Source organism: Mesorhizobium loti R88b (assembly GCF_013170845.1).
In the GTDB taxonomy this organism is placed as follows: domain Bacteria; phylum Pseudomonadota; class Alphaproteobacteria; order Rhizobiales; family Rhizobiaceae; genus Mesorhizobium; species Mesorhizobium loti_B.
In genome coordinates this window covers 3,100,598-3,123,421 of sequence record NZ_CP033367.1, presented here as the reverse complement: position 1 = coordinate 3,123,421, position 22,824 = coordinate 3,100,598, and the positions used below count along the sequence as shown (strand labels likewise).

At 60.8% G+C, this 22,824-nt stretch carries 30 protein-coding genes; 16 read left to right on the top strand and 14 right to left on the bottom strand.

The features are described from left to right. The 4 genes from EB235_RS15300 to EB235_RS15285 all read right to left on the bottom strand — a co-directional run bounded on the left by EB235_RS15300 (nucleotide 1) and on the right by EB235_RS15285 (nucleotide 3,994). Complete coding sequence (locus EB235_RS15300) at nucleotides 1–777, bottom strand: ATP-binding cassette domain-containing protein (protein ID WP_027030168.1); 777 nt, start codon at nucleotides 775–777, stop codon at nucleotides 1–3. Beyond that, nucleotides 774–1,766, bottom strand: a complete 993-nt coding sequence (locus EB235_RS15295) for an ABC transporter permease (RefSeq protein ID WP_027030169.1) — start codon at nucleotides 1,764–1,766, stop codon at nucleotides 774–776. The genes EB235_RS15300 and EB235_RS15295 overlap by 4 nt, the downstream gene beginning before the upstream one ends. 79 nt (nucleotides 1,767–1,845) lie before the next feature. Continuing rightward, nucleotides 1,846–2,835, bottom strand: a complete 990-nt coding sequence (locus EB235_RS15290; RefSeq protein WP_032925476.1) for a sugar ABC transporter substrate-binding protein — start codon at nucleotides 2,833–2,835, stop codon at nucleotides 1,846–1,848. 73 nt (nucleotides 2,836–2,908) lie between these two features. Continuing rightward, complete coding sequence (locus EB235_RS15285; protein WP_027030171.1) at nucleotides 2,909–3,994, bottom strand: LacI family DNA-binding transcriptional regulator; 1,086 nt, start codon at nucleotides 3,992–3,994, stop codon at nucleotides 2,909–2,911. Between the two features lie 203 nt (nucleotides 3,995–4,197). Here EB235_RS15285 and EB235_RS15280 point away from each other — a divergent pair, with 203 nt between their 5' ends. Beyond that, nucleotides 4,198–5,229, top strand: coding sequence for a hydroxyacid dehydrogenase (locus tag EB235_RS15280; protein WP_027030172.1), 1,032 nt, complete (start codon nucleotides 4,198–4,200; stop codon nucleotides 5,227–5,229). Between the two features lie 156 nt (nucleotides 5,230–5,385). Here EB235_RS15280 and EB235_RS15275 read toward each other — a convergent pair whose 3' ends face one another. Next, on the bottom strand, nucleotides 5,386–5,877 hold the full coding sequence (locus tag EB235_RS15275) for a hypothetical protein (RefSeq protein WP_027030173.1): 492 nt from the start codon (nucleotides 5,875–5,877) through the stop codon (nucleotides 5,386–5,388). Between the two features lie 420 nt (nucleotides 5,878–6,297). On the opposite strand from EB235_RS15275, the gene EB235_RS15270 reads away from it, so the two are divergent. The 3 genes from EB235_RS15270 (at nucleotide 6,298) to EB235_RS15260 (ending at nucleotide 10,909) form a co-directional block, all read left to right on the top strand. Further along, entirely contained in the window at nucleotides 6,298–8,094 is a 1,797-nt protein-coding gene (locus EB235_RS15270) for a M15 family metallopeptidase (protein WP_155256359.1), read from the top strand. Nucleotides 8,095–8,363: 269 nt separating this feature from the next. Beyond that, a complete protein-coding gene (locus tag EB235_RS15265; RefSeq protein ID WP_027030174.1) occupies nucleotides 8,364–10,142 on the top strand; it encodes a patatin-like phospholipase family protein in 1,779 nt (592 codons plus the stop codon). Then, the gene (locus EB235_RS15260; protein ID WP_155256363.1) at nucleotides 10,082–10,909 is read left to right on the top strand and encodes a hypothetical protein; all 828 of its coding nucleotides are present in this window, start codon (nucleotides 10,082–10,084) and stop codon (nucleotides 10,907–10,909) included. Before EB235_RS15265 ends, EB235_RS15260 begins: the two co-directional genes overlap by 61 nt. A 58-nt stretch (nucleotides 10,910–10,967) precedes the next feature. On the opposite strand, the gene EB235_RS15255 is transcribed toward EB235_RS15260, so the two are convergent. Further along, a complete protein-coding gene (locus EB235_RS15255; RefSeq protein ID WP_032925477.1) occupies nucleotides 10,968–11,663 on the bottom strand; it encodes a YoaK family protein in 696 nt (231 codons plus the stop codon). A 48-nt stretch (nucleotides 11,664–11,711) separates the two neighbouring features. Here EB235_RS15255 and EB235_RS15250 point away from each other — a divergent pair, with 48 nt between their 5' ends. The 4 genes from EB235_RS15250 to EB235_RS15235 all read left to right on the top strand — a co-directional run bounded on the left by EB235_RS15250 (nucleotide 11,712) and on the right by EB235_RS15235 (nucleotide 15,274). Then, nucleotides 11,712–12,020: a hypothetical protein gene (locus EB235_RS15250; RefSeq protein ID WP_027030176.1), complete on the top strand. Its 309-nt coding sequence runs from the start codon at nucleotides 11,712–11,714 to the stop codon at nucleotides 12,018–12,020. Nucleotides 12,021–12,180: 160 nt separating this feature from the next. Beyond that, entirely contained in the window at nucleotides 12,181–12,426 is a 246-nt protein-coding gene (locus EB235_RS34755) for a hypothetical protein (protein ID WP_155256364.1), read from the top strand. A 378-nt stretch (nucleotides 12,427–12,804) separates the two neighbouring features. After that, entirely contained in the window at nucleotides 12,805–13,020 is a 216-nt protein-coding gene (locus tag EB235_RS15240; RefSeq protein ID WP_027030177.1) for a CsbD family protein, read from the top strand. Between the two features lie 145 nt (nucleotides 13,021–13,165). Next, nucleotides 13,166–15,274, top strand: coding sequence for a catalase (locus EB235_RS15235; RefSeq protein ID WP_027030178.1), 2,109 nt, complete (start codon nucleotides 13,166–13,168; stop codon nucleotides 15,272–15,274). A gap of 77 nt (nucleotides 15,275–15,351) precedes the next feature. Here EB235_RS15235 and EB235_RS15230 read toward each other — a convergent pair whose 3' ends face one another. Continuing rightward, complete coding sequence (locus EB235_RS15230; RefSeq protein WP_027030179.1) at nucleotides 15,352–15,693, bottom strand: low affinity iron permease family protein; 342 nt, start codon at nucleotides 15,691–15,693, stop codon at nucleotides 15,352–15,354. 522 nt (nucleotides 15,694–16,215) lie between these two features. Here EB235_RS15230 and EB235_RS15225 point away from each other — a divergent pair. Continuing rightward, nucleotides 16,216–16,515: a DUF1236 domain-containing protein gene (locus EB235_RS15225; RefSeq protein ID WP_027030180.1), complete on the top strand. Its 300-nt coding sequence runs from the start codon at nucleotides 16,216–16,218 to the stop codon at nucleotides 16,513–16,515. A gap of 250 nt (nucleotides 16,516–16,765) precedes the next feature. Here the strand turns inward: EB235_RS15225 and EB235_RS15220 are convergent, their stop codons facing one another. The 3 genes from EB235_RS15220 to EB235_RS15210 form a co-directional block, all read right to left on the bottom strand. Further along, nucleotides 16,766–17,248 (bottom strand): GNAT family N-acetyltransferase, encoded by a 483-nt coding sequence (locus EB235_RS15220; RefSeq protein ID WP_027030181.1) that lies wholly within the window; start codon nucleotides 17,246–17,248, stop codon nucleotides 16,766–16,768. Between the two features lie 63 nt (nucleotides 17,249–17,311). Further along, a complete protein-coding gene (locus EB235_RS15215; RefSeq protein WP_027030182.1) occupies nucleotides 17,312–17,491 on the bottom strand; it encodes a hypothetical protein in 180 nt (59 codons plus the stop codon). Nucleotides 17,492–17,582: 91 nt separating this feature from the next. Continuing rightward, nucleotides 17,583–17,891: a hypothetical protein gene (locus tag EB235_RS15210; RefSeq protein ID WP_155256366.1), complete on the bottom strand. Its 309-nt coding sequence runs from the start codon at nucleotides 17,889–17,891 to the stop codon at nucleotides 17,583–17,585. Between the two features lie 157 nt (nucleotides 17,892–18,048). On the opposite strand from EB235_RS15210, the gene EB235_RS34580 reads away from it, so the two are divergent. The 6 genes from EB235_RS34580 (at nucleotide 18,049) to EB235_RS15180 (ending at nucleotide 21,113) form a co-directional block, all read left to right on the top strand. After that, nucleotides 18,049–18,480, top strand: coding sequence for a hypothetical protein (locus EB235_RS34580; protein WP_208603623.1), 432 nt, complete (start codon nucleotides 18,049–18,051; stop codon nucleotides 18,478–18,480). A 284-nt stretch (nucleotides 18,481–18,764) separates the two neighbouring features. After that, nucleotides 18,765–19,454: a Crp/Fnr family transcriptional regulator gene (locus EB235_RS15200; RefSeq protein ID WP_051429629.1), complete on the top strand. Its 690-nt coding sequence runs from the start codon at nucleotides 18,765–18,767 to the stop codon at nucleotides 19,452–19,454. A 101-nt stretch (nucleotides 19,455–19,555) separates the two neighbouring features. After that, entirely contained in the window at nucleotides 19,556–19,765 is a 210-nt protein-coding gene (locus EB235_RS15195; RefSeq protein ID WP_051429850.1) for a hypothetical protein, read from the top strand. Between the two features lie 246 nt (nucleotides 19,766–20,011). Beyond that, nucleotides 20,012–20,272, top strand: coding sequence for a DUF982 domain-containing protein (locus EB235_RS15190; protein WP_027030185.1), 261 nt, complete (start codon nucleotides 20,012–20,014; stop codon nucleotides 20,270–20,272). Nucleotides 20,273–20,279: 7 nt separating this feature from the next. Beyond that, a complete protein-coding gene (locus tag EB235_RS15185) occupies nucleotides 20,280–20,753 on the top strand; it encodes a hypothetical protein (RefSeq protein ID WP_155256368.1) in 474 nt (157 codons plus the stop codon). A gap of 168 nt (nucleotides 20,754–20,921) precedes the next feature. Next, nucleotides 20,922–21,113, top strand: coding sequence for a hypothetical protein (locus EB235_RS15180; RefSeq protein WP_027030187.1), 192 nt, complete (start codon nucleotides 20,922–20,924; stop codon nucleotides 21,111–21,113). Nucleotides 21,114–21,174: 61 nt separating this feature from the next. Here EB235_RS15180 and EB235_RS15175 read toward each other — a convergent pair whose 3' ends face one another. Beyond that, nucleotides 21,175–21,348: a hypothetical protein gene (locus EB235_RS15175; protein ID WP_155256370.1), complete on the bottom strand. Its 174-nt coding sequence runs from the start codon at nucleotides 21,346–21,348 to the stop codon at nucleotides 21,175–21,177. Between the two features lie 95 nt (nucleotides 21,349–21,443). Further along, nucleotides 21,444–21,737 carry a hypothetical protein gene (locus tag EB235_RS15170; protein ID WP_027030188.1) on the bottom strand — a complete coding sequence of 98 codons (294 nt, stop codon included), beginning with the start codon at nucleotides 21,735–21,737 and terminating at the stop codon, nucleotides 21,444–21,446. Nucleotides 21,738–22,006: 269 nt separating this feature from the next. Here EB235_RS15170 and EB235_RS15165 point away from each other — a divergent pair, with 269 nt between their 5' ends. Next, nucleotides 22,007–22,252 (top strand): hypothetical protein, encoded by a 246-nt coding sequence (locus tag EB235_RS15165; protein WP_027030189.1) that lies wholly within the window; start codon nucleotides 22,007–22,009, stop codon nucleotides 22,250–22,252. A 4-nt stretch (nucleotides 22,253–22,256) separates the two neighbouring features. Here the strand turns inward: EB235_RS15165 and EB235_RS15160 are convergent, their stop codons facing one another. Both EB235_RS15160 and EB235_RS15155 read right to left on the bottom strand, forming a co-directional pair. After that, on the bottom strand, nucleotides 22,257–22,445 hold the full coding sequence (locus tag EB235_RS15160; protein ID WP_027030190.1) for a hypothetical protein: 189 nt from the start codon (nucleotides 22,443–22,445) through the stop codon (nucleotides 22,257–22,259). Continuing rightward, nucleotides 22,442–22,813, bottom strand: a complete 372-nt coding sequence (locus EB235_RS15155) for a hypothetical protein (RefSeq protein WP_155256372.1) — start codon at nucleotides 22,811–22,813, stop codon at nucleotides 22,442–22,444. The genes EB235_RS15160 and EB235_RS15155 overlap by 4 nt, the downstream gene beginning before the upstream one ends. Between the last annotated feature and the right edge of the window lie 11 nt (nucleotides 22,814–22,824).

Sequence of the window (22,824 nt, the reverse complement as noted above, 5' to 3'; positions counted from 1 at the left end):
TCAGCCTCTCTGTTCGTGCGCCGCCGCGGCGCTGGTGTCGCCGCCGCCGACGATGCGGCCGACGACTTCGTTCATGTTGGTTTTCGCGGTCACGAGATTGGCCTCGGCGCGGCCGTGGCGCAGCACCACGATGCGGTCGGTGACCGCCAGCACGTCGTTTAGCCGATGCGAGATCAGGATGACGGCGATGCCTTCCGACTTCAGCCGGCGGATGAGGTCGAGCACGCTCTGCACCTCGCGCACGGCAAGAGCAGCCGTCGGCTCGTCCATGATGACGAGCTTCGGGTTGAAGGTCAGCGCACGCGCGATCGCCACCGTTTGCTGCTGGCCGCCCGAGAACGAGCCGACCGAGCGGTTGATCGACGGCAGGTGTGCGCCCAGCCGCTCGATCATCTTCGTCGCCTCACGATCCATCTGCGCCTTGTCGACAAAGCCGGGAATGAAGCCGAACAGTTTCTTCACCGGCTCGCGGCCGAGGAAGATGTTGGCGGCCACATCCTGCTGCTTGGCCAGCGACAGGTCCTGGTAGATCATCTCGATGCCGAGCCTTCGCCGCTGGCCGGGATCGAGCGGCAGGATGTCCCGGCCGTCGAGCTGGATGGAGCCGGCATCGGCGCGGTAGATGCCGGTGATGGTCTTCATCAGCGTCGACTTGCCGGCGCCATTGTCGCCGACCAGTCCGATCACTTCCCCGGCCTCGACCGAGAGGTCGACGCCATGCAGCACGTCGACGGCGCCGAAGCTCTTGCGGATGCCTTGCAGGCTAAGGAGGGTCATACGCGTGACTCCTTGCGCACCTGGTACTGGTCGATGAAGACCGCCAGGATCAGCACGGCGCCGATCGCCATCTGCTGGTAGTAGGATTGGACGGCGAGCAGTGTCAGCCCGTTCTGCAGCACGCCCATGATCAGCGCGCCGATCATGGTGCCGAGGATCGAGGCGCGGCCGCCGAACAGATTGGTGCCGCCGATGATCGCCGCGGTGATCGCGGTGAGCTCGTAATTGATGCCGGCCGTCGGGTCGCCGGCATTGACGCGGGCCGTAAACAGCAGGCCGGCGAGACCGGCAAGCGCGCCCGATAGCGTGTAGATGATGCGGCGGTGATGCTCGACGCGGATGCCGGCGGCGCGCGCAGCCCCCTCGCTGTCACCCACCGCCAGCGTGTGGCGGCCAAAGCGCGTGTAAGCGAGCAGGCAGTGCGCGACGATGGCCGTCAGCACCAGAAGGATGACCGGCATCGGCACGCCGAACGGACGGCCCTGGCCGATATAGACGATCTCGGGCGGCAGGCCGTAGATCGCCCTGCCCTGCGAGATCACCAGCGCCAGCCCGCGGGCCAGACCCAGCATGCCGAGCGTGACGATGAAGGCCGGCACGAACGCGCGCGTCACCAACTGCCCGTTGATATAGCCGGCAATGCCACCGGCGATGATGCAGGCGACAACCGCCAGCGGCGACCACCAGCCAAGATTGACGGCGACGAAAGCGCCGGCGACGCCGGACAGGCCCATCACCGAACCCAGCGACAGATCGAGCCCGCCCGAGCCGATGACGAAGGTGGCGGCGATCGCCAGCACCCCGATCGTCGAGGTGGCGAGCAGGATGTTGAGGAAATTGCTGAACGACAGGAAGTACGGCGACAGCACCGCCATGACAGCACTGAGCGCCACCAGCACCAGCAACGATTCCAGCCTGATGTGAAGCCGTTCGACGGCTGCGCGTTGCACCCGTGCCCAGAGACCGGGCTGCGCCATTTCAGAAGCCATCTTTTTTCACCTTTAAGAGGTTGGCTGGCGCGGCATCCCGCGCCAGCCCTCGGGGAAGGATCCCCAGTCCTGGGAGGGACTACTTCACATATTCCAGCATCGGCTCCTTGCCGGCGTCGATGACCTCTTTGGTCAGCACCAGGGTCGGCACGGCGATGCTGTCTTCGACTTTCTCGCCGGCCAGCGCCTTCTTGACGTTTTCGACCGCCTGCTTGCCGACGAGATAGGGCAGCTGCGCCACCGAGGCGTTCAGGCGGCCTTCCTTGATCGACTTCACGGCGTCCGAATTGCCGTCGACGCCGATGATCGTCACCTGCGGACCCTTGCCGGCGGCGTAGACGGATTCCACCGCGCCCAGCGCCATGCCGTCATTGGCGCAGAAGATGGCGACGAGGTCGGGATGCGCCGTCAGCGTGTCGGTGGCGATCGAGGCCGCCTTGCCGCGATCCCAGTCACCCGGCAGCGAGGCGACGATTTCTAGCCCCGGCGCCAGTTCCTTCAACTTGTCGGCAAAGCCCTTGGCGCGTTTCTCGCCGGTGATGTTGCCCGACAGGCCCTCGATCACCAGCACCGGACCCTTGGCGTCCTTGCCGAGCTTGGAGACGAGATACTCCGCACCTTGCGCGCCGGCGGCATTGTTGTCGGAGCCGATGTGGAAGGTGACCTTGATGCCTTCCTTGTCGAGCACCGCCTGGTCGAGATTGTTGTCGAGGTCGACGATCTTGACGCCGGCCTCCTGCGCCACCTTCAGGCACGGCAAAAGGTTGGTCGAGTTGATGGCCGCCGTGATCATCGCCGCCGGCTTGCGCTCCAGCATGGTGTTGCAAAGGTTGAGCTGCGGCTCGGCCGCCTGGTCGCTCTCGGCCGCCTGCTCGAAGATCTTCACGCCAGCGCCCTTGGCACCGGCCTCGACGCCCTGGCTCATCGCGCCCCAGAACGGATTGGCCAGCGTCTTCATCAGCACACCGTATTCGGCATCGTCGGCCTTGGCCGAAGTCGCCGCGCAAAGCGCCATGGCGACGCCAAAAGCAAGAGTAAATCGATTTATCTTCGGGATGAAAGCTGGCATTTTTCTTGATCCTCCGGTTGGTGTCACGCCGCGAGCCGAGGCCAGGTGCAGCGCTGGTTGTCGACAATGGGGGCTATTGTCGGTTTCCTCCCCCGGAATGCGGGCCGTTGCCTGGCGAGCCAACGGATTCCCGCATCAAAACCTGGCAAGGCTCGAGCCGCGCTCTCGGCGGCCCCTCCCCACCTTCAATCCTGGCAAACAGGGCCTCCATGGCGTGGCCGGCGATCTGGCGCACCGGCTGCACCACAGCGGCGATGGCCGGCCATGTCACCTGCATCCATTCGGCATCGTCGAAGCCGACCAGCGAGATATCGTTGGGGCAATGCCAACCGCGGCGGCGGAATTCCGACAGCGCCACCAGCGTGCCCTTGAGGAACAGCGAATAGACCGCCGTTGGGCGCTGCCCCCCTTTGGCGCCCTTGCCTTCAACCCTGTCAAAATAGTCGCGCAGCTGCGCCCGCAGCGGCTCGACATCGGTTTCGGCCAGCACGACATCGATGCGCACGTCCGGCGCCAGTTTCAGCGCCGTGGTACGAAATCCGTCGAGGCGGGCGCGCACGGTGGCCGCCTGCTCGCCGAGGCCAACGACCAGTATGTGGCGATGGCCCTTGCCAATCAATTCGCGCGCCACCTCGGCGCTGGCGGCGGCACTGTCGGCCGACACGGTGTCGAAGGCGTCGTCCGACAGAACGCGGTCGATCAGCACGCCGGTCATGCCATTGGCTTTCATGAAGTCGGCCGCCGGGCCATGCTCGTTGCGCACTGGCGCCAGCACGACGCCGGCAACCCGCCAGTCATGCATGCGGGCCAGGATCTCCGTTTCGCGCGCTTCCGATTCACGGCTCGACGCCGCTACCAGCGTGTAGCCGCGCTGCTCGGCCAGGCTTTCGAGCTGGGTGACCATCTGGCCAAAGAATTCGCTTTCGAATTCCGGCATGATGGCGCCGATGATGCGGCGCTTGGCCCTTCGCATGTCGGAGGCCAGCGGATCGACGCGGTAGCCCAGTTGCTCAATGGCATCGAGCACGCGCTGGGCATTTTCGGGCTTTACCGTGGTGACGCCGGCCATGACCTTGGAGACGGTGGCGGCCGACACGCCGGCGCGGCTTGCCACGTCATGGATCGACGCACGCCGCTGCTGGTCCTGCCTATGCGCCATGGATCCTCCTCCCGAGGCGCGGACATCAGCACTTTTGTCCGCTGGTGAAATGAGTAAATCGATTTTTCGCAGTTGTAAATCGGTTCATCGGCGGTATTTTAGCCGCCGAGCCACATGCTGCCCGAAAACTATACAGCGATTTTGGGATAACGACATGTGCAAAGCAAAAGCGCGCTTGTAGCATCGCGCCGGGAGGAATCGTCATGCCAAACAAGGATTTGCCGCTGGTCATCAGCGCGCCGGAACCACGCACGCTCGAGCTGATCTTCACGCCGCCGCAGCTGGCGCGCCTCAAGGCGTATTACCGCATTGTCGAGACGACCGCCGAGGGCGTGGCGAAACTGCCGGCCGATGTGCTCGGTGAGGCCCGCTATATCATCGGCCAGCCGCCGATCTCGCCTGAGACACTGGCAAGCATGACGGCGCTGCGCTGCGTCTTCAATGTCGAGACCAACCTCATCAACAATATGCCCTACGAGACGCTGTTTGCGCGCGGCATCCATGTCGTCACCACCGGCCTGGTCTTCGCCGAGCCGGTGGCCGAGCTTGGCCTTGCCATGGCACTCAACCTCGCCCGCAACATCGTCGATGCCGACCTCGCCTTCCGCAAGGGCGAAGAGCTGTGGGGCGGCGACGGCAATCTGACGGCGCGGCTCTTGTCCGGCGCCGATGTCGGCATCATCGGCTTCGGCGATCTCGGCCGCGCGCTGAACCGGCTGCTGTCGGGCTTCCGCACCCGCACAAAAGTCTTCGACCCCTGGCTGCCGCCGTCGATCCTCATCGACAATGGCGTCGAGCCGGCCTCGCTTGACGATGTCCTGACATCGAGTGACTTCGTCTTCGTCGTCGCCTCGGTGACCTCCGAGAACCAGGGCTTTCTCGGCGCGGACGCTTTCGCAAGCATGCGCAAAGGCGCCGCCTTCATCCTGCTCAGCCGCGCCGGCGTCGTCGACTTCCCCGCGCTGATGGCGGCGGTGAAGAGCGGCCACATCGTCGCCGCCAGCGACGTCTTCCCCGAAGAGCCGCTGGCGCCGGATCATCCGGTCCGTACCATCCCCGGCTTCCTGCGCTCCGCCCACCGCGCCGGCGCGCTCGACATCGCCTTCAAGCGCATGGGCGACATGGTGCTGGAAGACATGGACCTGATCGACCGCGGCCTGCCGCCGCTGCGCTCCAAACGCGCCGAGCGCGAGACAGTGTCGAGGATGCGCTCGAAGCCGGCGGATCGAAACTGACGGAACACCGCCGCAGGACTGTCTTCAACGACACCGGCGATGACCTTCAGCGGCATCGGCAAATGATCCTGATCTGGCAACTCGACAATCGCTGCCGACGGCCGCGGCTGAACTCGGCCGCCTTGCATCATTCAATTGATGGGCTCTGCCAGGCCGCTATTTGAACAGGCCGCAAGCAGTCGTCGCCACATAGAGCCAGCCGCCCGAAGCGGCGCCTTTGAGCCGCTCGGGATCCGTGACTTCGTCGCCCTTGCCGAGCACGACAACACAGTCACCCTTGTTGAGTTCAAACATCTGCCGACCGGTCGGCGATGCAGTCTCGCGGAATTCCTTGCCGCTGACCGCTTGTAGTCGTTCGCCCCAATTGATGTCACGGAAATTGACCGGACCTGAGCGCAAGACGTAGAGCTGGCCACCCCCCGAGGGCTCGCCATCCACCCGCACCCCATAATAGACATAGCCTGCCGCGCCAAAGCGCCACGCGGAAACGACGTTGACCAGCTTTCCCAACGGCGGCACGAAGAATCCGATCAGAGCCAACGCAGCGATAAGCGTAGCCACCAGCTTGGTGACGAATTGCAATGCGGACCAGAGCGATCCCCACGCCCCGGCCGGCGGCTTCGTGTCGTCTTTTGCACCATCGGCCATAGTCTTCCCCTCCTCATCATGATCCAGGTGTTGCTCTTGGTGCCAGCCATCTACATTTGCCTCATGCTATCTGCAAACATAAGAATTAATCGAAATAATCTTATATATTTCGAGTAATTTCAGGAACAAAGCAGCAATCCACTTCTCGCATCGAAAGGATTAAGCGGGAAAGAAACCTCGCCATCCACTTGCGTCAGACGTCGAAAGAAACCAGTCGATATTCCAACGGCATCGCCATTAACTTGATTCATTAGATGTTAATTTGAAATATAGGAAGGATAATCTTCAGCGTTATCATTCATATAACACAACAGGATTCAAGCTTGCAAATTGTAAATATGCTTTGTACTGTTGAAAATAGGGGCTAGAAAATTATTAGAAAAGCAAGTTTCGCTTGCCGCAAACAAGGCGGGGGGACAATTGCGCTATTCAACGCAGCAAATGAGAGATGCCTGGGCCCAATACCTTGGCCAGGAAAATATTATGGCGTTGGTGCCATTCGGTCCAACGCGTCTCAGGGTTGCTCCGCCATCCGTCGACGCCTGGCGGGCGCTTGAGGCGGTCCTCGACAAATACAGCTACCAGATCCGCAAGAGCGACACCGCCGCCTATGCCAACCGGGCCATAACCGGGGGAACAAAACCGAGCCTGCATGCCTACGGCATCGCGGCCGATGTCGACTGGCAGACAAATCCCTACAAGAAGACCCCCGACAAGCGACAGGTTATCTTCTCCAACAAGCCCAGCCAGGACGAGCGCGCGCTCGATGTTCGTTTCGGCAGGGCTGATACCGATATGACGCCACAGATGATTGACGAGGTCCTGGGCATCGTCACGGTTGGGAAGCAGGGGGTCTTTGCGTGGGGCGGCAATTTCAGGTCGTCGAAAGACACCATGCACTTCCAGCTCGATGTCACGCCTGAAGAACTTTCAACCGGCATTGACTGGCCGGGCGCCGGCCAGCCCGACGCCTCGCCGCCACCGACGACCGGTGATCAGCCTGAGCCGGCAACGCCCGCCGCAGGAACGCAAGGGGGAGCATCAATGAACCGCGCCGTGTTCTACAACGAAATTCGAGACGATCTGTTTGGCGGCGCCCTCAGCAAGGCCCAGGTTGCCGGGATGGAGGACGTGCTCAATGTGCGCGACCGGCTCTATCCGTCCTGCGACGATCGCTGGCTCGCCTACATCCTGGCCACCGTCTATCATGAGACGGGCCGGCGCATGGTGCCGGTCCGCGAAGGCTTTGCCAGCACGGACGACGGTGCGATCGCCGCGGTGACCAGGCTCTTCAACGAAGGCAAGATCCGGGTGAACTACGCCATACCGGTCAACGGGGTCAGTTATTTTGGCCGGGGCCGCGTGCAAAACACCTGGCTCGCCAACTATCGAAAGCTGGAAACGCGCTTTCAGCAGCCATTCGTCAACAATCCTGGGCTGCTGATCTCTCGCCCGGACATTGATGCCGAAGTGACGGTCACAGGACATGTCGAAGGAATTTGGACGGGCCGCAAACTGTCCGATTTCATCAACAATGCCGGATGCGACTATACGGGCGCGCGAAGCATTGTCAGCAGCGACCGGGCGGGTGATATCGCAGGCTACGCGGTGAACTTCGAGAACGCCATCCGCGCCGCGGCCGCCGCCGGTGCGCCGGTTTCACCAGCCGCGCCGCAACCGGCACCAACTCCGACTGCGCCAGATCCGCAATCACCACAACCTCAGGGAGGACCAACTGTGCCGTCGGCCCCAGATCAGAGTCTAGCCACCATAGTGCTGTCGCTGCAGAAACTGCTTTCCGACATCAAGGGCCTGCAGGGCGGTCAATCCGGCGCAAGCCAGAACCTCGCCGGGATTCCATCAAGCGATATCGATCAGATTATCGCCTTGCTGCAGGCCATTCAAAACCCGGGCCAGGGTTCAACGGACACCGGCACGCGGCCGCTTGGCCAGGTGAATGGTGCCCTGGGCCAGACCATTGGAAATCTTCTTGACGGCAAGAAGAGCGCAATCGGCATCCTCGGCGCCGCCGCTACAAGCATTCTTTCGAGTGCGGCGCCTGGATCGACACTGGGAACCGTGGCCGCTTCCATTCCTGCCTTGGCAGGGTCAAGCAGCACATTGCTGCCCCTCTTCCTTGCCATGGCGGCCTGGGGTGCTCTTGGCAAAGGGGAGAAATGGTTGCAGCCCGCCCCGACGTCACCACGGGCCAAATAGGTAACGCGCCCATAGGGCGCCTTCTCATCCCGGGCGATCGTGACGATCATGATGCGGAGGCTTCTTCAAATGCCTCCGTGACTGCGATCAGGCATGACACTTGGCGACACAAGTTGACGACATAGGCATGTTCCCGCGGCGCAGGGTGCGGTCCTTGGATCAGCTCCGGGAATGACGTGAAACGGGTTTCCTTCGGGGATTGCGTCAAAACAAAGAGAGGGCGACGTTCAGCGTTCCGCGAACGATGAACCGCGCTGGGGAGAGCAAGCGTGCCGCTGACCTTTGATGAGATCTTTCGCGAAGAACTGGACGTCGTCAATTTTCGTCGCAAGGCCATACGCAGCGGCAAGGTGGCCCAACGAAGATCGCAGGCCGCCGGCGCGCCCGCTCGCCATTTTCTTGTCGAACGCGCAGATGCGGCGATCGACAACATAAGGTCCGATCTGAGCCGTGGCACGGTCAGGACGAGAAAAAACAGCAACCTTACCGGGATAGCCCTGTCGGGCGGCGGCGAGCGCTCCGCCTGCTACTGCCTCGGCGTGCTGCAGGCCCTGGAGTCCCTGTCACCGCCGGGCCATCCGCGCCCGCTTGACGCCGTCGACTACCTCTCGACCGTATCGGGAGGCGGCTATATCGGCACGTCCGTCGTCGTCGGGATGATGCAGGAGGACCACTCATTCCCGTTCGAAAGCCGGCTCGATGAAGAAGAGACGCCGGAAACGCAGCATTTGCGGGATTTCTCCAACTTTCTGGTTCCGGCAGGCGCCCGGGACTATCTGGTCAGCATTTCACTCGTGATGAGGGGCCTGCTGGTCAATGCCCTGATCGTCCTGCCGGCTCTCCTGTTGCTTGCCGCCATCACCGTCGCGGTCAATCCAACCGTTACCGAGCTGGAGACTCCGGATCTCCTCGGCTATGCCGTCGATAAAATGCATATGCTCAACGACAGCCTGAAATACTTTACGCTCACCGTTGTCCTGGGTGCTCTGGCGGCATTGCTGATGTTCGGCAGCGCGATCTACACATCGCTGACCTATCATACGGGCACATTGAGGAGCCGGGAAATTCTTGGCCGGGCGCTTGGCGTGCTGATCGCTTTGGTGTTCGCCTCGGCGGTCATCGACCTCCAGCCGCTGGTGCTTTCAGGCATGATTTCCAGCGCCGGCAAAGCCGCGAACCAACAGCTGATCGATCCGAAAGGACCATTCCATGACTACTTTGAGGCGTTCGCAAATATCCTGCCGGCGCTTGCGACAGCACTGATCCCAACGATCGCCGTTCTCGTATCCGTGGCACAGAAGCTGGCCAAGATCGCCGAGGCTTCGCTCGGTTCGACCTGGGGAGCCGTGCTGAAGAAAAACACCAGTCGCATTTTCCTCTATCTCGCCGCTGTCATCGTACCGTTCATGTTGTGGGTTGCGTATATTTATCTGAGCTACTGGGCGACTCGCGGTGAAACCGGTTGGTGCGGAGTGAAAACCCCGAACTGGTTGATGACGGTCACCTTTTGCGGATCGGGCTGGCAACCGGAGGCATTGCAGCGATTTGGCCCCATCGGCACGACATATCTGGGCGTCGCTCTGCTTCTCGGACTTATCTGCCTGCTGATCGGCCCGAATTCGAACTCTCTCCACAGGCTCTATCGAGACCGTCTCAGCCGCGCCTTTCTCATGCAAAGAAAGACGATAAACCAACAGCCGTCGGAGGATGTCGACACGTGGAAATTCTCATCGTTGAAGCAATTCGATGAGAAAACCGATGAGACAACCAGGGAGACAACAAAGGTCTGGAAGGAGGGGGCTGCGTTCTCGCCCTATCTTCTGTCGAATGCCGCAATAAATCTCGAAGGTTCAAAGGAGCTGAACAAGCGCGGGCGCAACGCCGACAATTTCATTTTCAGCCCGCTCCATGTCGGCAGCCAATCGACCGGCTATGTCAAATCCACCGAGATCGAGGACGCGGTGAAGGACCTCACCTGGCCACCGCAATGGCGACGTCGGGCGCCGCAGCGTCGGCGAATATGGGCCGAAACACCGTCAGGATTCTGACCGCAAGCCTCTCCTTGCTCAACATTCGCCTCGGCTACTGGTTGGCCAACCCCTACAGGATCGGGGCATTCAGGGACCGGGTGAACAGGGCGATCGCCAATGTCGGCACCTGGTTTTTTGCGACGGAGACAGCGGGGTTTCTGGACGAGAAACAACTCAACGTCTACCTGACGGATGGGGGTCACATCGAGAACCTCGGCATTTACGAGCTGCTTCGCCGGCGCTGCAAGGTGATCCTCGCGGTCGACGCCGAGGCCGACCCGGCCTTGACGTTTCCGTCGCTGGTGGGCCTGCAGGTGATGGCTCGCATCGATCTTGGCGTGAGAATCGATTTGGGATGGCAGACGATCCAGTCCGGCGCACTTGCGGTTACCCCAAGCAAGCCAAATGGTGCCAAGGGACCGCCCGGCCCGCATGGCCCGCACGCCGCCATTGGCGTCATACAGTATGATGACGACGACGAACCGGGGGTGCTGATCTATATCAAGTCGTCATTGAGCGGTGATGAGAACGACTACATCCTCGACTATATGCGGCGCAATCCAACCTTTCCGCACGAAACAACCGTCGACCAGTTTTTCAATGAGGAGCAGTTCGAAGCCTATCGCGCCCTGGGGTTCCACGCGGCGCGGGGACTCCTGACCGGCGCCGACGATTTTGGAAAGCCGGCCGAGATTCCAAAACACTGGAGCCGTCACGTTGCCGCCGCACTGGCTTTGCTCAACGTGCCGAAATCAATGGCAACGAAGATCGTGGCTCGGATTTAGGGGCAGTTCCAGGAAAAGTGTTAGGCGGTTTTCCGTCCGGAATTGCGTCGCCGCCCCTCTACGCCCGCCTTGCCCGGCGGGCCTCGGGCAAGGCGATGACGAAGAGAAGACCGGCACAGATCAGCAGCAGCCATCCGCCGATCGCCAGGTAGATGATGACACCGCCGACGCCGCCGATGAAGAAGGACAGGATGGTGCTGAGATGCAATCGAAGGCGTGCTTTGACATCGGCCCGCTGCGGTGCATGGCTCGCCAACAGGGCAAGGCCCAGGCCGATATCGGTGGCCATTCCCGAGACATGCGTGGTGCGGATGCGGGCATTGGATATGCGCGTCGTGGCCGCATTCTGCAGCCCCATCACGAAGCTGAGGCCAAGCACGAGTGCCGACCCGCTTTGGGCACTCGGCAGCCAGAGGTCGACCACACCCAGGGCAAGCAGCATCCCGGCCTCGAGCGTAATGCTGTAGGCATAGATCGCCCTCACGCCTCTGTTTCGGCCCGCTTCGATCAGCAGGCCGGAAACGAAGGCGCCGGCGATGAAAGCGATCACCAGGGACAAGAACAGTCCGGCCAGGCCGAACTGCGCCAGGCCAAGGTGATCCGACAGAGCGGACACATTGCCGGTCATGTTGGCGGAGAAGAAACCGGTGGCCTGGAAACCCGCCGCATTGAGTGCGCCAGCCACTGCCGCGAGCAGCGCCGCCAGGCGAACGTCGATATCGATTGTCCGTTGATCGCCTTCGCGAACCAGCATTTCCCAAACCCTCTCGCCTTCTTGTAGCGGGAGCGGGACGCGCTGGCCATGGCGATGGTTACCGCCGAGTGTGAAACGCTGAAGGCGGCGACAGAGTTTGCCGGAGCCTCGCACGGCCTTTTGCGCCGGCTATGCGTGATTTTAGCATCAGTAGAAGCTAAAATAGCACGCGCCGCGAACGCCACGCCGCGAAACGCTTTGACATTCGCCCTCCCCCTGCGTCAGCTCGGCCGGAAAACTTGGGCAAGGGGAATGCATATGAAGAAAAACTACGTGAAGCCGACGCTACTGAAGCGCCAGAAAATCTCGTCGGTGACGGCGCTTCAATGTCCGCTCTCGCAGTGCTCGGACCTCTGAACCGAGGAGATCACGAAGGAGCGGAACTTCCGCGCGGCGTGCGCGTTTTTGATCCGGATCGTCTCCCATTCGATCCGTTGATCCTCCAATCAACCCCCCGCCAGGCTCCAGCCGGCGGGGTTTCTTTTATTTTAGCCATTGCTTGACAAGGGTCGCACCCATGCGTTTACCTCTGGCACTGTCAGGTAATGGGGCATTCCATGAAAAAGACCTACCAGAAGCCACTTTTGGTGAAACGGGACAGGCTTTCGACGGTGACCGCCGCCTGCCCCACTTCAGAAATATGCGGGTAATGATTGGCAGGGAACACACGATGAAGAAAACCTACGCCAGGCCAACGCTTCTGAAGCGCGAAAAGCTGTCGGCCGTAACCGCCGGATGCGCCCCTTCGAACCCTTGCTCCTGATTTTACATGGGAACAGGGCGTGAAGAAAACCTACGCCTAGCCGATGGTTTTGAAGCGCGATAAGCTCTCGGCGGTACAGCCGGTAGCTGCACCTCGATCTGCATTTAAAGAGAGCATTCCTGTCGAGCAGGTGCGAGGTCGCGACCTCGCACCTGTGAGGTGGCGCCCTTCCCGTTGTGATGGAACGATCATCGCGCCGTGAAGTTTTCCATACAGCCGGGCGGTGGGACGCCCGGTGTACTCCAGAAGGCCCGTCACGATTCGCGTCGGTGGCGGGCCTTTTCGTTTTGCTGGCTCTCAAACGCATCGGAACTTTCCAAACAAAGCGACGTTGGTCCTCGCCGGTCAGGCAAGCAATTTCGCAAAAAGGAAAATCTCATGGGAAGCACCAGCGACAAGGCCTCGGGTCTCGCCAATCAGGCCGTAGGCAAAGCCAAGGAAGGCGTCGGCAAGGCCGTCGGCAATGATCGCCTGCGCGCCGAAGGCGCCGCGCAGGAAGCCAAGGGCAAGGTCCAGAAGGCCGTCGGCGACGCAAAGTCCGCCGTCAAGGACGCAACGAACAAGACCGCTGCCAAGATCAACAAGAACCTCTGAGGTTCCGGTCGAGGTGAATCGAGGGCCGCCCGTGCAAACGGGCGGCCCTCTTCTTTGATCGTCTGGATTCGACAAGGAACGCATTGCCGTCCCGGAGATTGGGGAACCAGCGCAGACCGCGCATTGACCTCAGGGGATTTCCGTCATGGCAAAGCAAGCATCCAAACCGGCTGGAACGGCCGCAACCCTTCACGACCAGAAACTGCAGCGTGGCGAAGGCGGCGAACTGCACCAGACCGCATCCGGCGCGACGCCGGTGCTGACCACCGCGCAGGGGGGACCGGTCTCGGACGACCAGAACTCGCTCAAGGTCGGTGCCCGTGGCCCGACCGTGCTCGAAGACTTCCACTTTCGCGAAAAGATCTTCCATTTCGATCATGAGCGCATTCCCGAGCGTGTCGTCCACGCCCGCGGCTATGGTGCCCACGGCTATTTCGAAACCTACGAATCTTTGGCCAAATACACCCGCGCCGACATCTTCCAGCGCGCCGCTGAAAAGACGCCGGCCTTCGTGCGCTTCTCCACCGTCGCCGGCAACAAGGGCTCCGCCGACCTCGCGCGCGACGTGCGCGGCTTTGCCGTGAAGCTGTACACGCAGGAGGGCAATTGGGACATTGTCGGCAACAACATGCCGGTGTTCTTCATCCAGGATGCGATCAAGTTTCCCGACCTGATCCATGCCGCCAAGGCCGAGCCCAACAGCGACTTCCCGCAGGCGCAGACCGCGCATGACAATTTCTGGGACTTCATTTCGCTCACCCCTGAAAGCATGCACATGATCATGTGGGCGATGTCCGACCGCGCCATCCCACGCTCCTTGCGCTTCATGGAAGGGTTCGGCGTCCATACCTTCCGGCTGCTCAACGCCAAGGATGAATCGACCTTCGTGAAGTTTCTCTGGAAGCCCAAGCTCGGCCTGCAGTCGGTTGCCTGGAACGAGGCGGTCAAGATCAACGGCGCCGACCCCGACTTCCACCGCCGCGACCTCTGGGACGCGATCCACGCCGGCAATTTTCCGGAATGGGAATTGCAGCTGCAGCTCTTCGACCAGGCCTTCGCCGACAGTTTTGACTTCGACATCCTCGATCCGACGAAACTCATCCCCGAGGAGATATTGCCGCCGATCGCGGTCGGCCGCCTGGTACTCGATCGCATGCCCGACAATTTCTTCGCCGAGACCGAGCAGGTCGCGTTCATGACGCAGAACGTGCCGCCGGGCGTCGACTTCTCCAATGATCCGCTGCTGCAGGGCCGCAATTTCTCCTATCTCGACACGCAGATCAAAAGGCTGGGCAGCACCAACTTCACCCACATCCCGATCAACGCGCCGAAATGCCCCTTCCACAATTTCCAGCAGGATGGGCACATGGCTATGCGCAACCCGGTCGGGCGCGCCAATTACCAGCCAAATTCATGGGAAGAAGGCCCGCGTGAATCCCCGGCCAAGGGGTTCCGCTCCTTTGCCGAAGTCGAGGCTGGACCGAAGGCACGGCTGCGGTCGGAAACCTTTGCCGACCACTACAGCCAGGCACGCCAGTTCTACATCAGCCAGCAGCCGGTGGAGCAAGGCCATATCGCCGCCGCGCTGACCTTCGAGCTGAGCAAGGTGCAAACCCCGGTCATTCGCGAGCGCATCGTTTCCCATCTTCTCAACATCGATGACGGGCTGGCGGCAAAGGTGGCGGATGCACTTGGCCTGAAGACCATGCCGAAGCCCGCCGATGCGGCGGTGCCGACGCGCAAGGATCTTCCCGCGTCCGACGCGCTCAGCATCCTCAAGAACGGCCCCGGCCGTTTCGAGGGCCGCAAGCTCGGCATAGTGGTCAGCGACGGCACGGACGCTGCTTTGCTCAATGGTCTGAAGCAGGCGCTGACCAAGGCCGGCGCGAAGTTCGAGATCATCGCGCCGAAGGTCGGCGGCGCCAAGGCGAGCGACGGCAGCTGGATCGACGCGCAGCAGATGATCGCAGGCGCGCCGTCAGTGCTCTACGACGCCGTCGCGCTGCTGCCGGCAAAGCCTGCGATGGCCGATCTGCTGAAGGAATCCACCGCCCGCGACTTCGTCGCCGACGCCTTCGCGCATTGCAAGTTCATCGGCTTCGTCGAGGCAGCGGCACCGCTGTTGGACAAGGCTGGCATTGCAAGGGATGAAGCGGTCATTGCGCTGGCATCCGCGAAGGATGCCGCAGGCTTCGTCGACAGCCTCGGCGAGCTGCGCTTCTGGGCACGCGAACCGAAGGTGAAGCTGGGCTAAAATGCCGGCGGCAACTGGATTTGGCTGTGGTCACGTCACACCGCCAAGCCAAATCCAGTGGCTCGTTCTTTACGCGATTATTGCTGCCCCACTGCTCGTGCCGCTTCCGCTTCGAGCACCGCAAGCTTTTTCCGGATTTCCTCCGGCTCGGCATGCTCCAATCCGACAACGTCGTTTCTCGTCTCGTCCAGTGAAACGATGATCTCGTCGAGCTTGGCGTGAATGGCAGCAGTGTCGCGATAGCCCTGTATCAGGACCACCCCGGTGATCACGATGGCTGCGACCGATAGTGCGTAGGTAACTGCATTCGTCAGGCCGTAAGGCACCAACGCGGTGCACAACACCATGGCTATCATCATGACGTAGAAACCCGGTGGCCGGGAAAGAAAGTCGGCCGCCACGAACAGGATGCGGTTCATATCTTGGCCAAGGTCAACAATGCGAGCAGTGCGGTGATGGCAACGCAAATCGGCACTGCCGCGAGCAGGCCTGCCTCAAGGAACCGCGTCTCTTTGTCTCGAAACATCAAAATTACCTCGCATCAAATCAAGTAGAGGGTTCGCTCGCCGCACGGGAGCAGCGAGCGAACCCTATCTGCGCAGGAAGGGACATAGCTGCGCGGATCAGCACGAATGTCAGCCGACGATCACGCCCAGGAGTAGAAATGTGAGGGCTGTTGCGAAGATCGGCGCGAGCAGCCAGCGCGCTTGGCCAACACTCCTATCCATCTGTTTTCTCCCAATTTTTCGGAGACACAACCTCACGAAGCGAGGGCGGTTCCACGGGTCGGTATCGCTGGGACCATTGCGTTTTTCCATCGGACCAAGGTCCGGCACGACCTCCGACTGAAGCCCTAAGGGTGGAACGTTGCGGTTGCATCGAGGTTGGCTGTCGGGCGTCGATCGATCTCGGTCGGCCCTGATCTGACAAGGAGTGAAATCATGAGAATGCATCTTTCTGCCGCAGCCGCGGCTTTTCTTCTGCTCGCCGGGGTCGGCGTCGCCGCCGCCGAAGACATCATCATCCAGCCCGAGCAAGAAACGGTGATCCGCACCTATGTGAAGAAGCAGCCCCTGGCTTCGGTGAAGCTTCCCGGCGTCGAACTCAATATCGGCACAGCTCTGCCTGATACGGTCGAACTTCGCGAAATTCCCGACGTCAAATATCGCTACGTCGTGATCGACAACCGGACCGTCCTTGTGGATCCCAGCACCCACAAAATCGTCAAGGTCTACGACTGACCACCTGCTGACAATTTCCAGTCTGAGCCCGTCGCTTTCGTGGCGACGGGCTAACTCGTCAAACCGACAACATCACCATCCAAGGCAAGCGACGGCGGCCGGATCGACGCGCAACGGATGATCGCAGTCGCGCCATCGGTTCTCTACGACGCCGTCGCGCTGCTGCCTGCAAAGCCTGCGATGGCCGACCTGCTGAAGGAATCCACAAAGGTGAAGCTGGGCTAGAACTGCGAACCGGGTCTGGCTGCGCTCACGGCACTGCCGGCACAGCCAGATCCAGCCGCATTTCCTTGGCGATCGTGAAGCCGGCGGCGAGATAGACGCCCTCGCCTGCGTCCGACGCGTGAAGCACGGCTTTCGTGCAGCCGATCGACCTGAGATAGTCGATACCGGCTTCCACCAGCGCAAGGGCTATCCCGTTTCGCCGCGCAGCAGGGTCGACATAGACGCTCCAGATATAGCCGTGCTTGCGAAACGACGGCACCGTGACATCGGGATAGGGAAGATGCTCGACCTGGCACGCCAGCGATCCCACGGCAACGCCATCCGCCTCGGCAAAGAAGCTCGCCAGTTCGTCGTCCCGGCGCCCTGACAAGATGAAGTCCAGCGTGACGTCCTCGGCATCGTTCTTGATGTTGACCGGGTCGACGCCATAGCTTTCCCACAGCGCCCGATAGTGACGGATCAAGGTCGGGTCGTCGGCCGGAGTGCCCTTGCGGATGATGTAATTCATCGCTCCACAACGCGGGTGGCTTGTGGCCGTTCCAATGTCAGGAAACGCCCTCCCCGGCGCAGTTCACGACGATCCGGAAGCCTGCAGCCTGACCAATTGCTTCTCGGCTTCCGCGACCGCATTTGCCATCACCTTGTCGAAGTCGATCATCGCTTCCAAATGGCCGTGGTCGTCGATGGATTTTCGCAGCATCCGCATGGCCAGGATCGCGTCCGCCAGCGCCTGTTCAATATTCACCACCATGGATGCAGTCCTCCGCTTCGCGGATAAACCGTTCTGGAGGCGTGCGGTTCCTCGCCGGTGCTGATCTCGCATCGATGGGCCGGACTGCGCCTTACGCGTCCGAAGGGTCGCTTCGCGTCTTGTCCGGGCCGGCCCGGAAAATCCGTCTGAGAATATCGCGCGCGATCTCGGCCCGATGCCGGTCCTGGCCACGCAGTTCAACGCCACCCAGCTTTGCGGGCGCGCCGCTCGTGTGGTCCCACACCATCCAGTCGCCGGAATCATCCTTCACGCATTCGAATCTGTCCCCTGGCATCAGGCGGATCTGTCTCTCGGCATCAGCGTCTCCATTCACAGGCCCCGCAATCGAGGCATCTTCACCGATGGCGACGATGGCTTGGGTGACGGCCGTTCCGGCCAAGGCGGCACCCGGCCGCATCGCGAAGCTAGCGGCTTGCAGGTGGCCGAACAATGAGCAGGGTCGCTTGGTACGTTTGCGAACAGTTCGCGCGACTGGCGAACGGATTGTCGGAAGCGTACAGTCGTTTTGTCGCCGGCCGTTGAATGGGCGCTGGCGCTTGAAAGAGCCGATCGCGCTTTCGCCCCGACGATGGGAAAACGCGATGGGGTCAAACGGTTCGGCCGATTCAGATCAGCTTTCGATCCTGGCCAAAGTGCTCGACGAGTATTGTCGCCAGGCCGGCATTGCCGCGGGTCACGCGGCCCGGGAGCGGCTCGGCCGTCGCGTCATGGAATTGTTCCAGGGCGGCACGGACAATTCGGCGGAATTGCATGCCGCCATGCATTCCAGCTACGGCGAGTGGCTAGGCGAGGTCGATCGCCTGTCTTCACCTTCACAGCAGCCTGTCTTGTGGGCGATCGACCCTGCAATCCCGGAACCATCCTGCGCCGAGACTGTTGATTCAGGTGGCGGCGGAGCATTGCGCTTCCCTCAAGCAGATGCGGTGGAGCACTCCGCCAATTCGTCGCCACGCCTCTCCCTGGAATAGATACTGATAAACAACGCATTTGACTGCGGTTCCGCCGGGCTTTTCCTTGGCTATGCTGTTGTCGCCGCATGGAATGACTCGCTATCGGAATGTCGAAAGCGTACAGTCCTGCTGTCGCTGGCCACTGAACGGGCGCTGGCGCTTGAGAGTGTCGATCGTGCTCCCGCCCCTGCGGGAGCCATGCGATGAATTACGAAATTACAAAATCTGATGTCGCCGGCCAGGCACTGGCTGGCGAGGCCTCCTCCTCTCCGTCAACATTCCGAAATGACCTGTTGCGCAGGATGAGCGCGGATGATCTTGCGCTGCTTGAGCCGGGTTTGCATCCTGTAGCCCTGCCGCTGAGAATGCCGCTGGTGACGCCAGGCGTGCCGATTGAAGCCGTTTACTTCATCGAGCGTGGAATTGCGTCCGTGGTCGCGCGCACGTCCAGCGGACAAGAGGCGGAGATCGGGTTCATTGGCTATGAGGGAATGGCCGGGTCTTCCCTGGTGATGGCCGACGACCGCTCGCCGCAAGCCTGCTTCGTGCAGCTCGAAGGCGAGGCGATGCGCCTCGACGCGGGCAGCTTTACCGCGGCTCTGACGGGCAGTCCCACCTTGCGACTGTTCCTGCTGCGCTTTGTCAATTCCCTGCAGATCCAGACCGGGTGCACCGCGCTCGTCAATGCGCGGCTGAGATTGACGGTCCGGTTGGCGCGGTGGTTGCTGATGTGCGACGACCGCGTCGTGGGCATGCGATTTTCCATCACCCACGAATTCCTCGCCACGATGCTCGGCGTCAGGCGGCCAGGCGTCACCGTTGCCCTGCAGGAACTGGAAGGTCTTGCCCTGATCCGGTCGCGCCGGGGTGAGGTCATCATCATGGACCGGCCTGGACTGATCGCACTGGCCAGTGGCGGATATGGGGTGCCGGAAGCTGAATACACCAGGCTTTTTGGAGTGATCGGCTCGGCGTCTGAATTGACTGGCTAAGCGAGTGTCGGAAGCGTACAATTCGCACGTCGTTCGCCGTCTGCGGCACACGGACGCTTGGGAGCCAAATCAGGTGCTTTCGCCCTTTCGGGATGAAAGTCATGGCTGAAGCAGAACAACCAGATGCTGTTCCGCCAAATCCTGTTCCGGATGGCGTCGAAGTCACCGAGAACATGGGCGAATGGCATGTTCGGGTCGTCATAAACGGCAATGCGCATTTGAGCACGTTTGATGTTGAATCCTACGCTCGCTCCTTTGCCGACAGCCAGCGCATACGTGTAGGGCTGACCCGGCTCGCTTCGCGCATCTAAAGCGAATCGCCCACGCCGCCCGGATTGTCGGTTTGGTACCAATACGTGCCAAGAAACTTGTCGGATTCGTACGGTTCTGTCAAAGTAAATGGCGAAGTTGAATACAATTTAATATTGCTGTTCCGATGCGTCATAGTTAATAGACGGCGCCTTGTTTAAGTGCTTAATCAAGATGTCATCAGCAATTGCACGGGCGCTGGTGCTTGAGAGCGTTTGACATCCTCCCGCCCAAGCGGGAGCTATGCAATGACCATCAACCGACCAAATATGTTTTCCGGAATTCCCATCGAGAGAAGTGACGGCACCATCTCGGTCGTTTGTACACTTCCAGAGATGGCCGACGTCTTGGCGGATGGCTGGCCGTCCGATGGCCCCATGTTTCTGGCGGCGCTTGCTGCCCTGGTGGGGGAAAGGGTGGGACGCTGCAGCACAAGGGAGGTCCACCGGGCTTTCATTGCGGCGGCGCTCGAAGCCGACTGTCTTCCCGACAGCTACATGAAGGAGTGAACGCGAAATGCCCCTCACCCTACGCATGACACTTTGCGAAACGAGAGATGCGCTGCACCTGCTGCGACGGGCTTTGTTTGTCCGTGGGCATATCGAAGCAATGGGGGAGATCGATACCCTCATGGGGGTCGCCGAAGACAAGGCGGTTCACGCGATCGGCAACATTGACCGGGCCGAGTTTCGAAAACCCGTTCTCGCGGCGGTGGCGAACCCAGCCATGCCCCAAGACATAATCGTTCCGGTCGCGGCGCCTGCAAAACTCGGCGAGCTTCGGGAACAAGGCATGGGCCTCAGTGTCTATTGCGGCAATACGCGTTGCGGTCATTTGCGCTCGCTGGATCTCGATGGTCTGATCGAGATCTATGGGACCCACTACGATTTCAACACGGAAAGGCGGCTGGCATCGAAGCTCGTCTGCAAACGGTGCCAAAATGCCGGAGGAAGGCTGGTCGTGGTCTCCGATAAAAGGCCCCGGTATTGAAGACCGGGCGCCGTACTGAACCACTCGTGCTTTTCCTGCGCGCGCGGAACCTCTTGCATGAGGATTGTCAGGTTGAGAACCGCAAAACCGTATGTTTTTTAATTGAAGACCGATTTCGGCGAACGTATAAAAATCGACATGTCCCCATCGCTTTCTAAGGAAGCTGTGATGGATGACGTCAAGCTGAACGGCACGGTCAACCGTTGCGTCGAAGTGGTCGAAGCCTGCGGCGAATGGTTTGTTCGCGTGGTTGATAGCGACGAAGCCATGACCCGATCATTCGAGATTGAATCAATCGCTCTGGCCTTTGCGGAAGGCCAGCGGATGCGCTTGGGGCTGGATAAGTTCGTGCGGCTCTAGAGCAGTTCCAGGAAAAGTGTGAAACGGTTTTCCGTGCGGAATTGCGTAAAAACAAAGAGCTCTAGTGCCTCGGGTTCATGAGTTTGGCCTCGCGCACCAGCGATGACCAATTAAGCCCCAGGAAGGCGACAAGCTCGATAGCCTGTGGTTCGGTAATGCCGGTTTCTGCCATGAGGCGTTGCACCACTGTGAAGCCTTGAACCGGGCTCGGCGGCATTGCAACGTTTTGAATCATGTTGGATGTTCCTTCCAACTGACCCAACGGCAGCCGACAGGGAATGGTTCCGCCGGCGCTGCCAAGGAGAATTGCCTGAAACGTACAATCGCGGCTCAGGCGGCGCGGCCAAACTCGTTCTGGACGATGTCGAGAAGCAGGCCGTCATTGTCCCGGCCGACAGGCTCTTTCAGCCGCCAATCGCATCCCGAGCGGTCGAACACGATGGGTGCGCCGTAGAGCTGGGCAAAGCCGAGCACCAGCCGTTCGGCGTCCGCTAGGGACAGATTGTCATGGCGACCGGTCAGCTGCGCCGCCAATACCGGAACATTGACGATGCCATACTCGTAGATTGTCTTGACCAGCGTGTAATTCAGGTCGTCGCGCAGCTCGATCGGGTAGGTGTACATGGCAAACTCCTGTCCTGGGGACTGGGTTTTCCCTCACTTTCACCATGCACCGCCGGCTTCGTTAAAGCAAGACAAATCTCAACAAAACATTAATAAAATCAATTAGTTAGTAGGTTGAGGCAGTGAAGTAAGCCAAGCACAGTGAGTACGCGGTGCAACAAATGTGTTTGACTGTCTTGGAACCAAATAGGCCATTGGCAGATTGTGAGGCACATAAGTCACTTACTCATTCGGCTCACCGGCTGGATTGCCGGGAGAAGGAGGCCATGATGACCGACAATCTCGAACGTCCCGAACGGCTGCAAGTCATGCTGAACGAAGAGGAATTCGCCGCGCTCGACACATGGCGTTTCGACAAGCGCATGCCGAGCCGTGCGGCTGCCGTGCGTGAACTGCTGCGGCGCGGCCTGGCGGCCGAGGGCTTCCTGCATGCCAACAGCGGCACTCGTTCAGGCGACTTCGGTCTCCTGAGTGGCGAACAGGGCGCCGGCAAGACGAGGCGTTCGGGTGGGTAGGATGTCAGGCTACCGTGCCGACGGGTGGCGTGATTGCGTCCGCCGGAGCGTCGAAGCTTAAAGCCTCGATCAGCATTTCGACAGGCGCGGCCAGGCCGCCGAACGTCGCATGGATGGCCAACGTCACCGCGGCAAGGTGATCTTCAGGTGTGGCACTGTCGTTAGCCAGATTGGCGGCCAGCGGCTTCTTCACTTGCGGATAATCCAATCGATGAAGCCGGCATCGACGTGAAGACTGCCGGTGAGGTCGCGCATCATTGCCGTGGCATGCTCCACCCATTGCGCTTCCGGCAGCTGCAGTTCGGCGACTGACGTCTTGAAGGCATTTCTCAAAATGTGGGAATCGTGAGCGGATACCGTGCCGCCCGCCTCCTGTTGATCGTCCACCACAAATCTCCCGGCAGGGCGGGAGCACACGACACTCTCAAGCACCAGCGCCCGTTTCGTGGCTGGTGACATCTGATTTCTAGGGCGATTGCGCGGGCGCACAACAACAAATGTGGTGTCGTTTTCGTACGCAGGCTGAGCCATGCGGCTGAGGTTTTCCATGGGGATAGTCACTCTGCTATCCT

Excerpts from the sequence above, each read along its gene's own strand:
- EB235_RS15275 (WP_027030173.1), bottom strand. The coding sequence starts at position 5,877 with ATGGCCGATGGTGCAAAAGACGACACGAAGCCGCCGGCCGGGGCGTGG.
- EB235_RS15300 (WP_027030168.1), bottom strand. The coding sequence starts at position 777 with ATGACCCTCCTTAGCCTGCAAGGCATCCGCAAGAGCTTCGGCGCCGTC.
- EB235_RS15185 (WP_155256368.1), top strand. The coding sequence starts at position 20,280 with ATGCCCCTCACCCTACGCATGACACTTTGCGAAACGAGAGATGCGCTG.
- EB235_RS15290 (WP_032925476.1), bottom strand. The coding sequence starts at position 2,835 with ATGCCAGCTTTCATCCCGAAGATAAATCGATTTACTCTTGCTTTTGGC.
- EB235_RS15165 (WP_027030189.1), top strand. The coding sequence starts at position 22,007 with ATGACCGACAATCTCGAACGTCCCGAACGGCTGCAAGTCATGCTGAAC.
- EB235_RS15220 (WP_027030181.1), bottom strand. The coding sequence starts at position 17,248 with ATGAATTACATCATCCGCAAGGGCACTCCGGCCGACGACCCGACCTTG.
- EB235_RS15175 (WP_155256370.1), bottom strand. The coding sequence starts at position 21,348 with ATGATTCAAAACGTTGCAATGCCGCCGAGCCCGGTTCAAGGCTTCACA.
- EB235_RS15225 (WP_027030180.1), top strand. The coding sequence starts at position 16,216 with ATGAGAATGCATCTTTCTGCCGCAGCCGCGGCTTTTCTTCTGCTCGCC.
- EB235_RS15170 (WP_027030188.1), bottom strand. The coding sequence starts at position 21,737 with ATGTACACCTACCCGATCGAGCTGCGCGACGACCTGAATTACACGCTG.
- EB235_RS15215 (WP_027030182.1), bottom strand. The coding sequence starts at position 17,491 with ATGGTGGTGAATATTGAACAGGCGCTGGCGGACGCGATCCTGGCCATG.
- EB235_RS15255 (WP_032925477.1), bottom strand. The coding sequence starts at position 11,663 with ATGCTGGTTCGCGAAGGCGATCAACGGACAATCGATATCGACGTTCGC.
- EB235_RS15190 (WP_027030185.1), top strand. The coding sequence starts at position 20,012 with ATGACCATCAACCGACCAAATATGTTTTCCGGAATTCCCATCGAGAGA.
- EB235_RS15235 (WP_027030178.1), top strand. The coding sequence starts at position 13,166 with ATGGCAAAGCAAGCATCCAAACCGGCTGGAACGGCCGCAACCCTTCAC.
- EB235_RS34755 (WP_155256364.1), top strand. The coding sequence starts at position 12,181 with ATGCGTTTACCTCTGGCACTGTCAGGTAATGGGGCATTCCATGAAAAA.
- EB235_RS15250 (WP_027030176.1), top strand. The coding sequence starts at position 11,712 with ATGGCGATGGTTACCGCCGAGTGTGAAACGCTGAAGGCGGCGACAGAG.
- EB235_RS15240 (WP_027030177.1), top strand. The coding sequence starts at position 12,805 with ATGGGAAGCACCAGCGACAAGGCCTCGGGTCTCGCCAATCAGGCCGTA.
- EB235_RS15230 (WP_027030179.1), bottom strand. The coding sequence starts at position 15,693 with ATGAACCGCATCCTGTTCGTGGCGGCCGACTTTCTTTCCCGGCCACCG.
- EB235_RS15195 (WP_051429850.1), top strand. The coding sequence starts at position 19,556 with ATGGCTGAAGCAGAACAACCAGATGCTGTTCCGCCAAATCCTGTTCCG.
- EB235_RS15295 (WP_027030169.1), bottom strand. The coding sequence starts at position 1,766 with ATGGCTTCTGAAATGGCGCAGCCCGGTCTCTGGGCACGGGTGCAACGC.
- EB235_RS15260 (WP_155256363.1), top strand. The coding sequence starts at position 10,082 with ATGGCGACGTCGGGCGCCGCAGCGTCGGCGAATATGGGCCGAAACACC.
- EB235_RS15280 (WP_027030172.1), top strand. The coding sequence starts at position 4,198 with ATGCCAAACAAGGATTTGCCGCTGGTCATCAGCGCGCCGGAACCACGC.
- EB235_RS15285 (WP_027030171.1), bottom strand. The coding sequence starts at position 3,994 with ATGGCGCATAGGCAGGACCAGCAGCGGCGTGCGTCGATCCATGACGTG.
- EB235_RS15200 (WP_051429629.1), top strand. The coding sequence starts at position 18,765 with ATGAGCGCGGATGATCTTGCGCTGCTTGAGCCGGGTTTGCATCCTGTA.
- EB235_RS15180 (WP_027030187.1), top strand. The coding sequence starts at position 20,922 with ATGGATGACGTCAAGCTGAACGGCACGGTCAACCGTTGCGTCGAAGTG.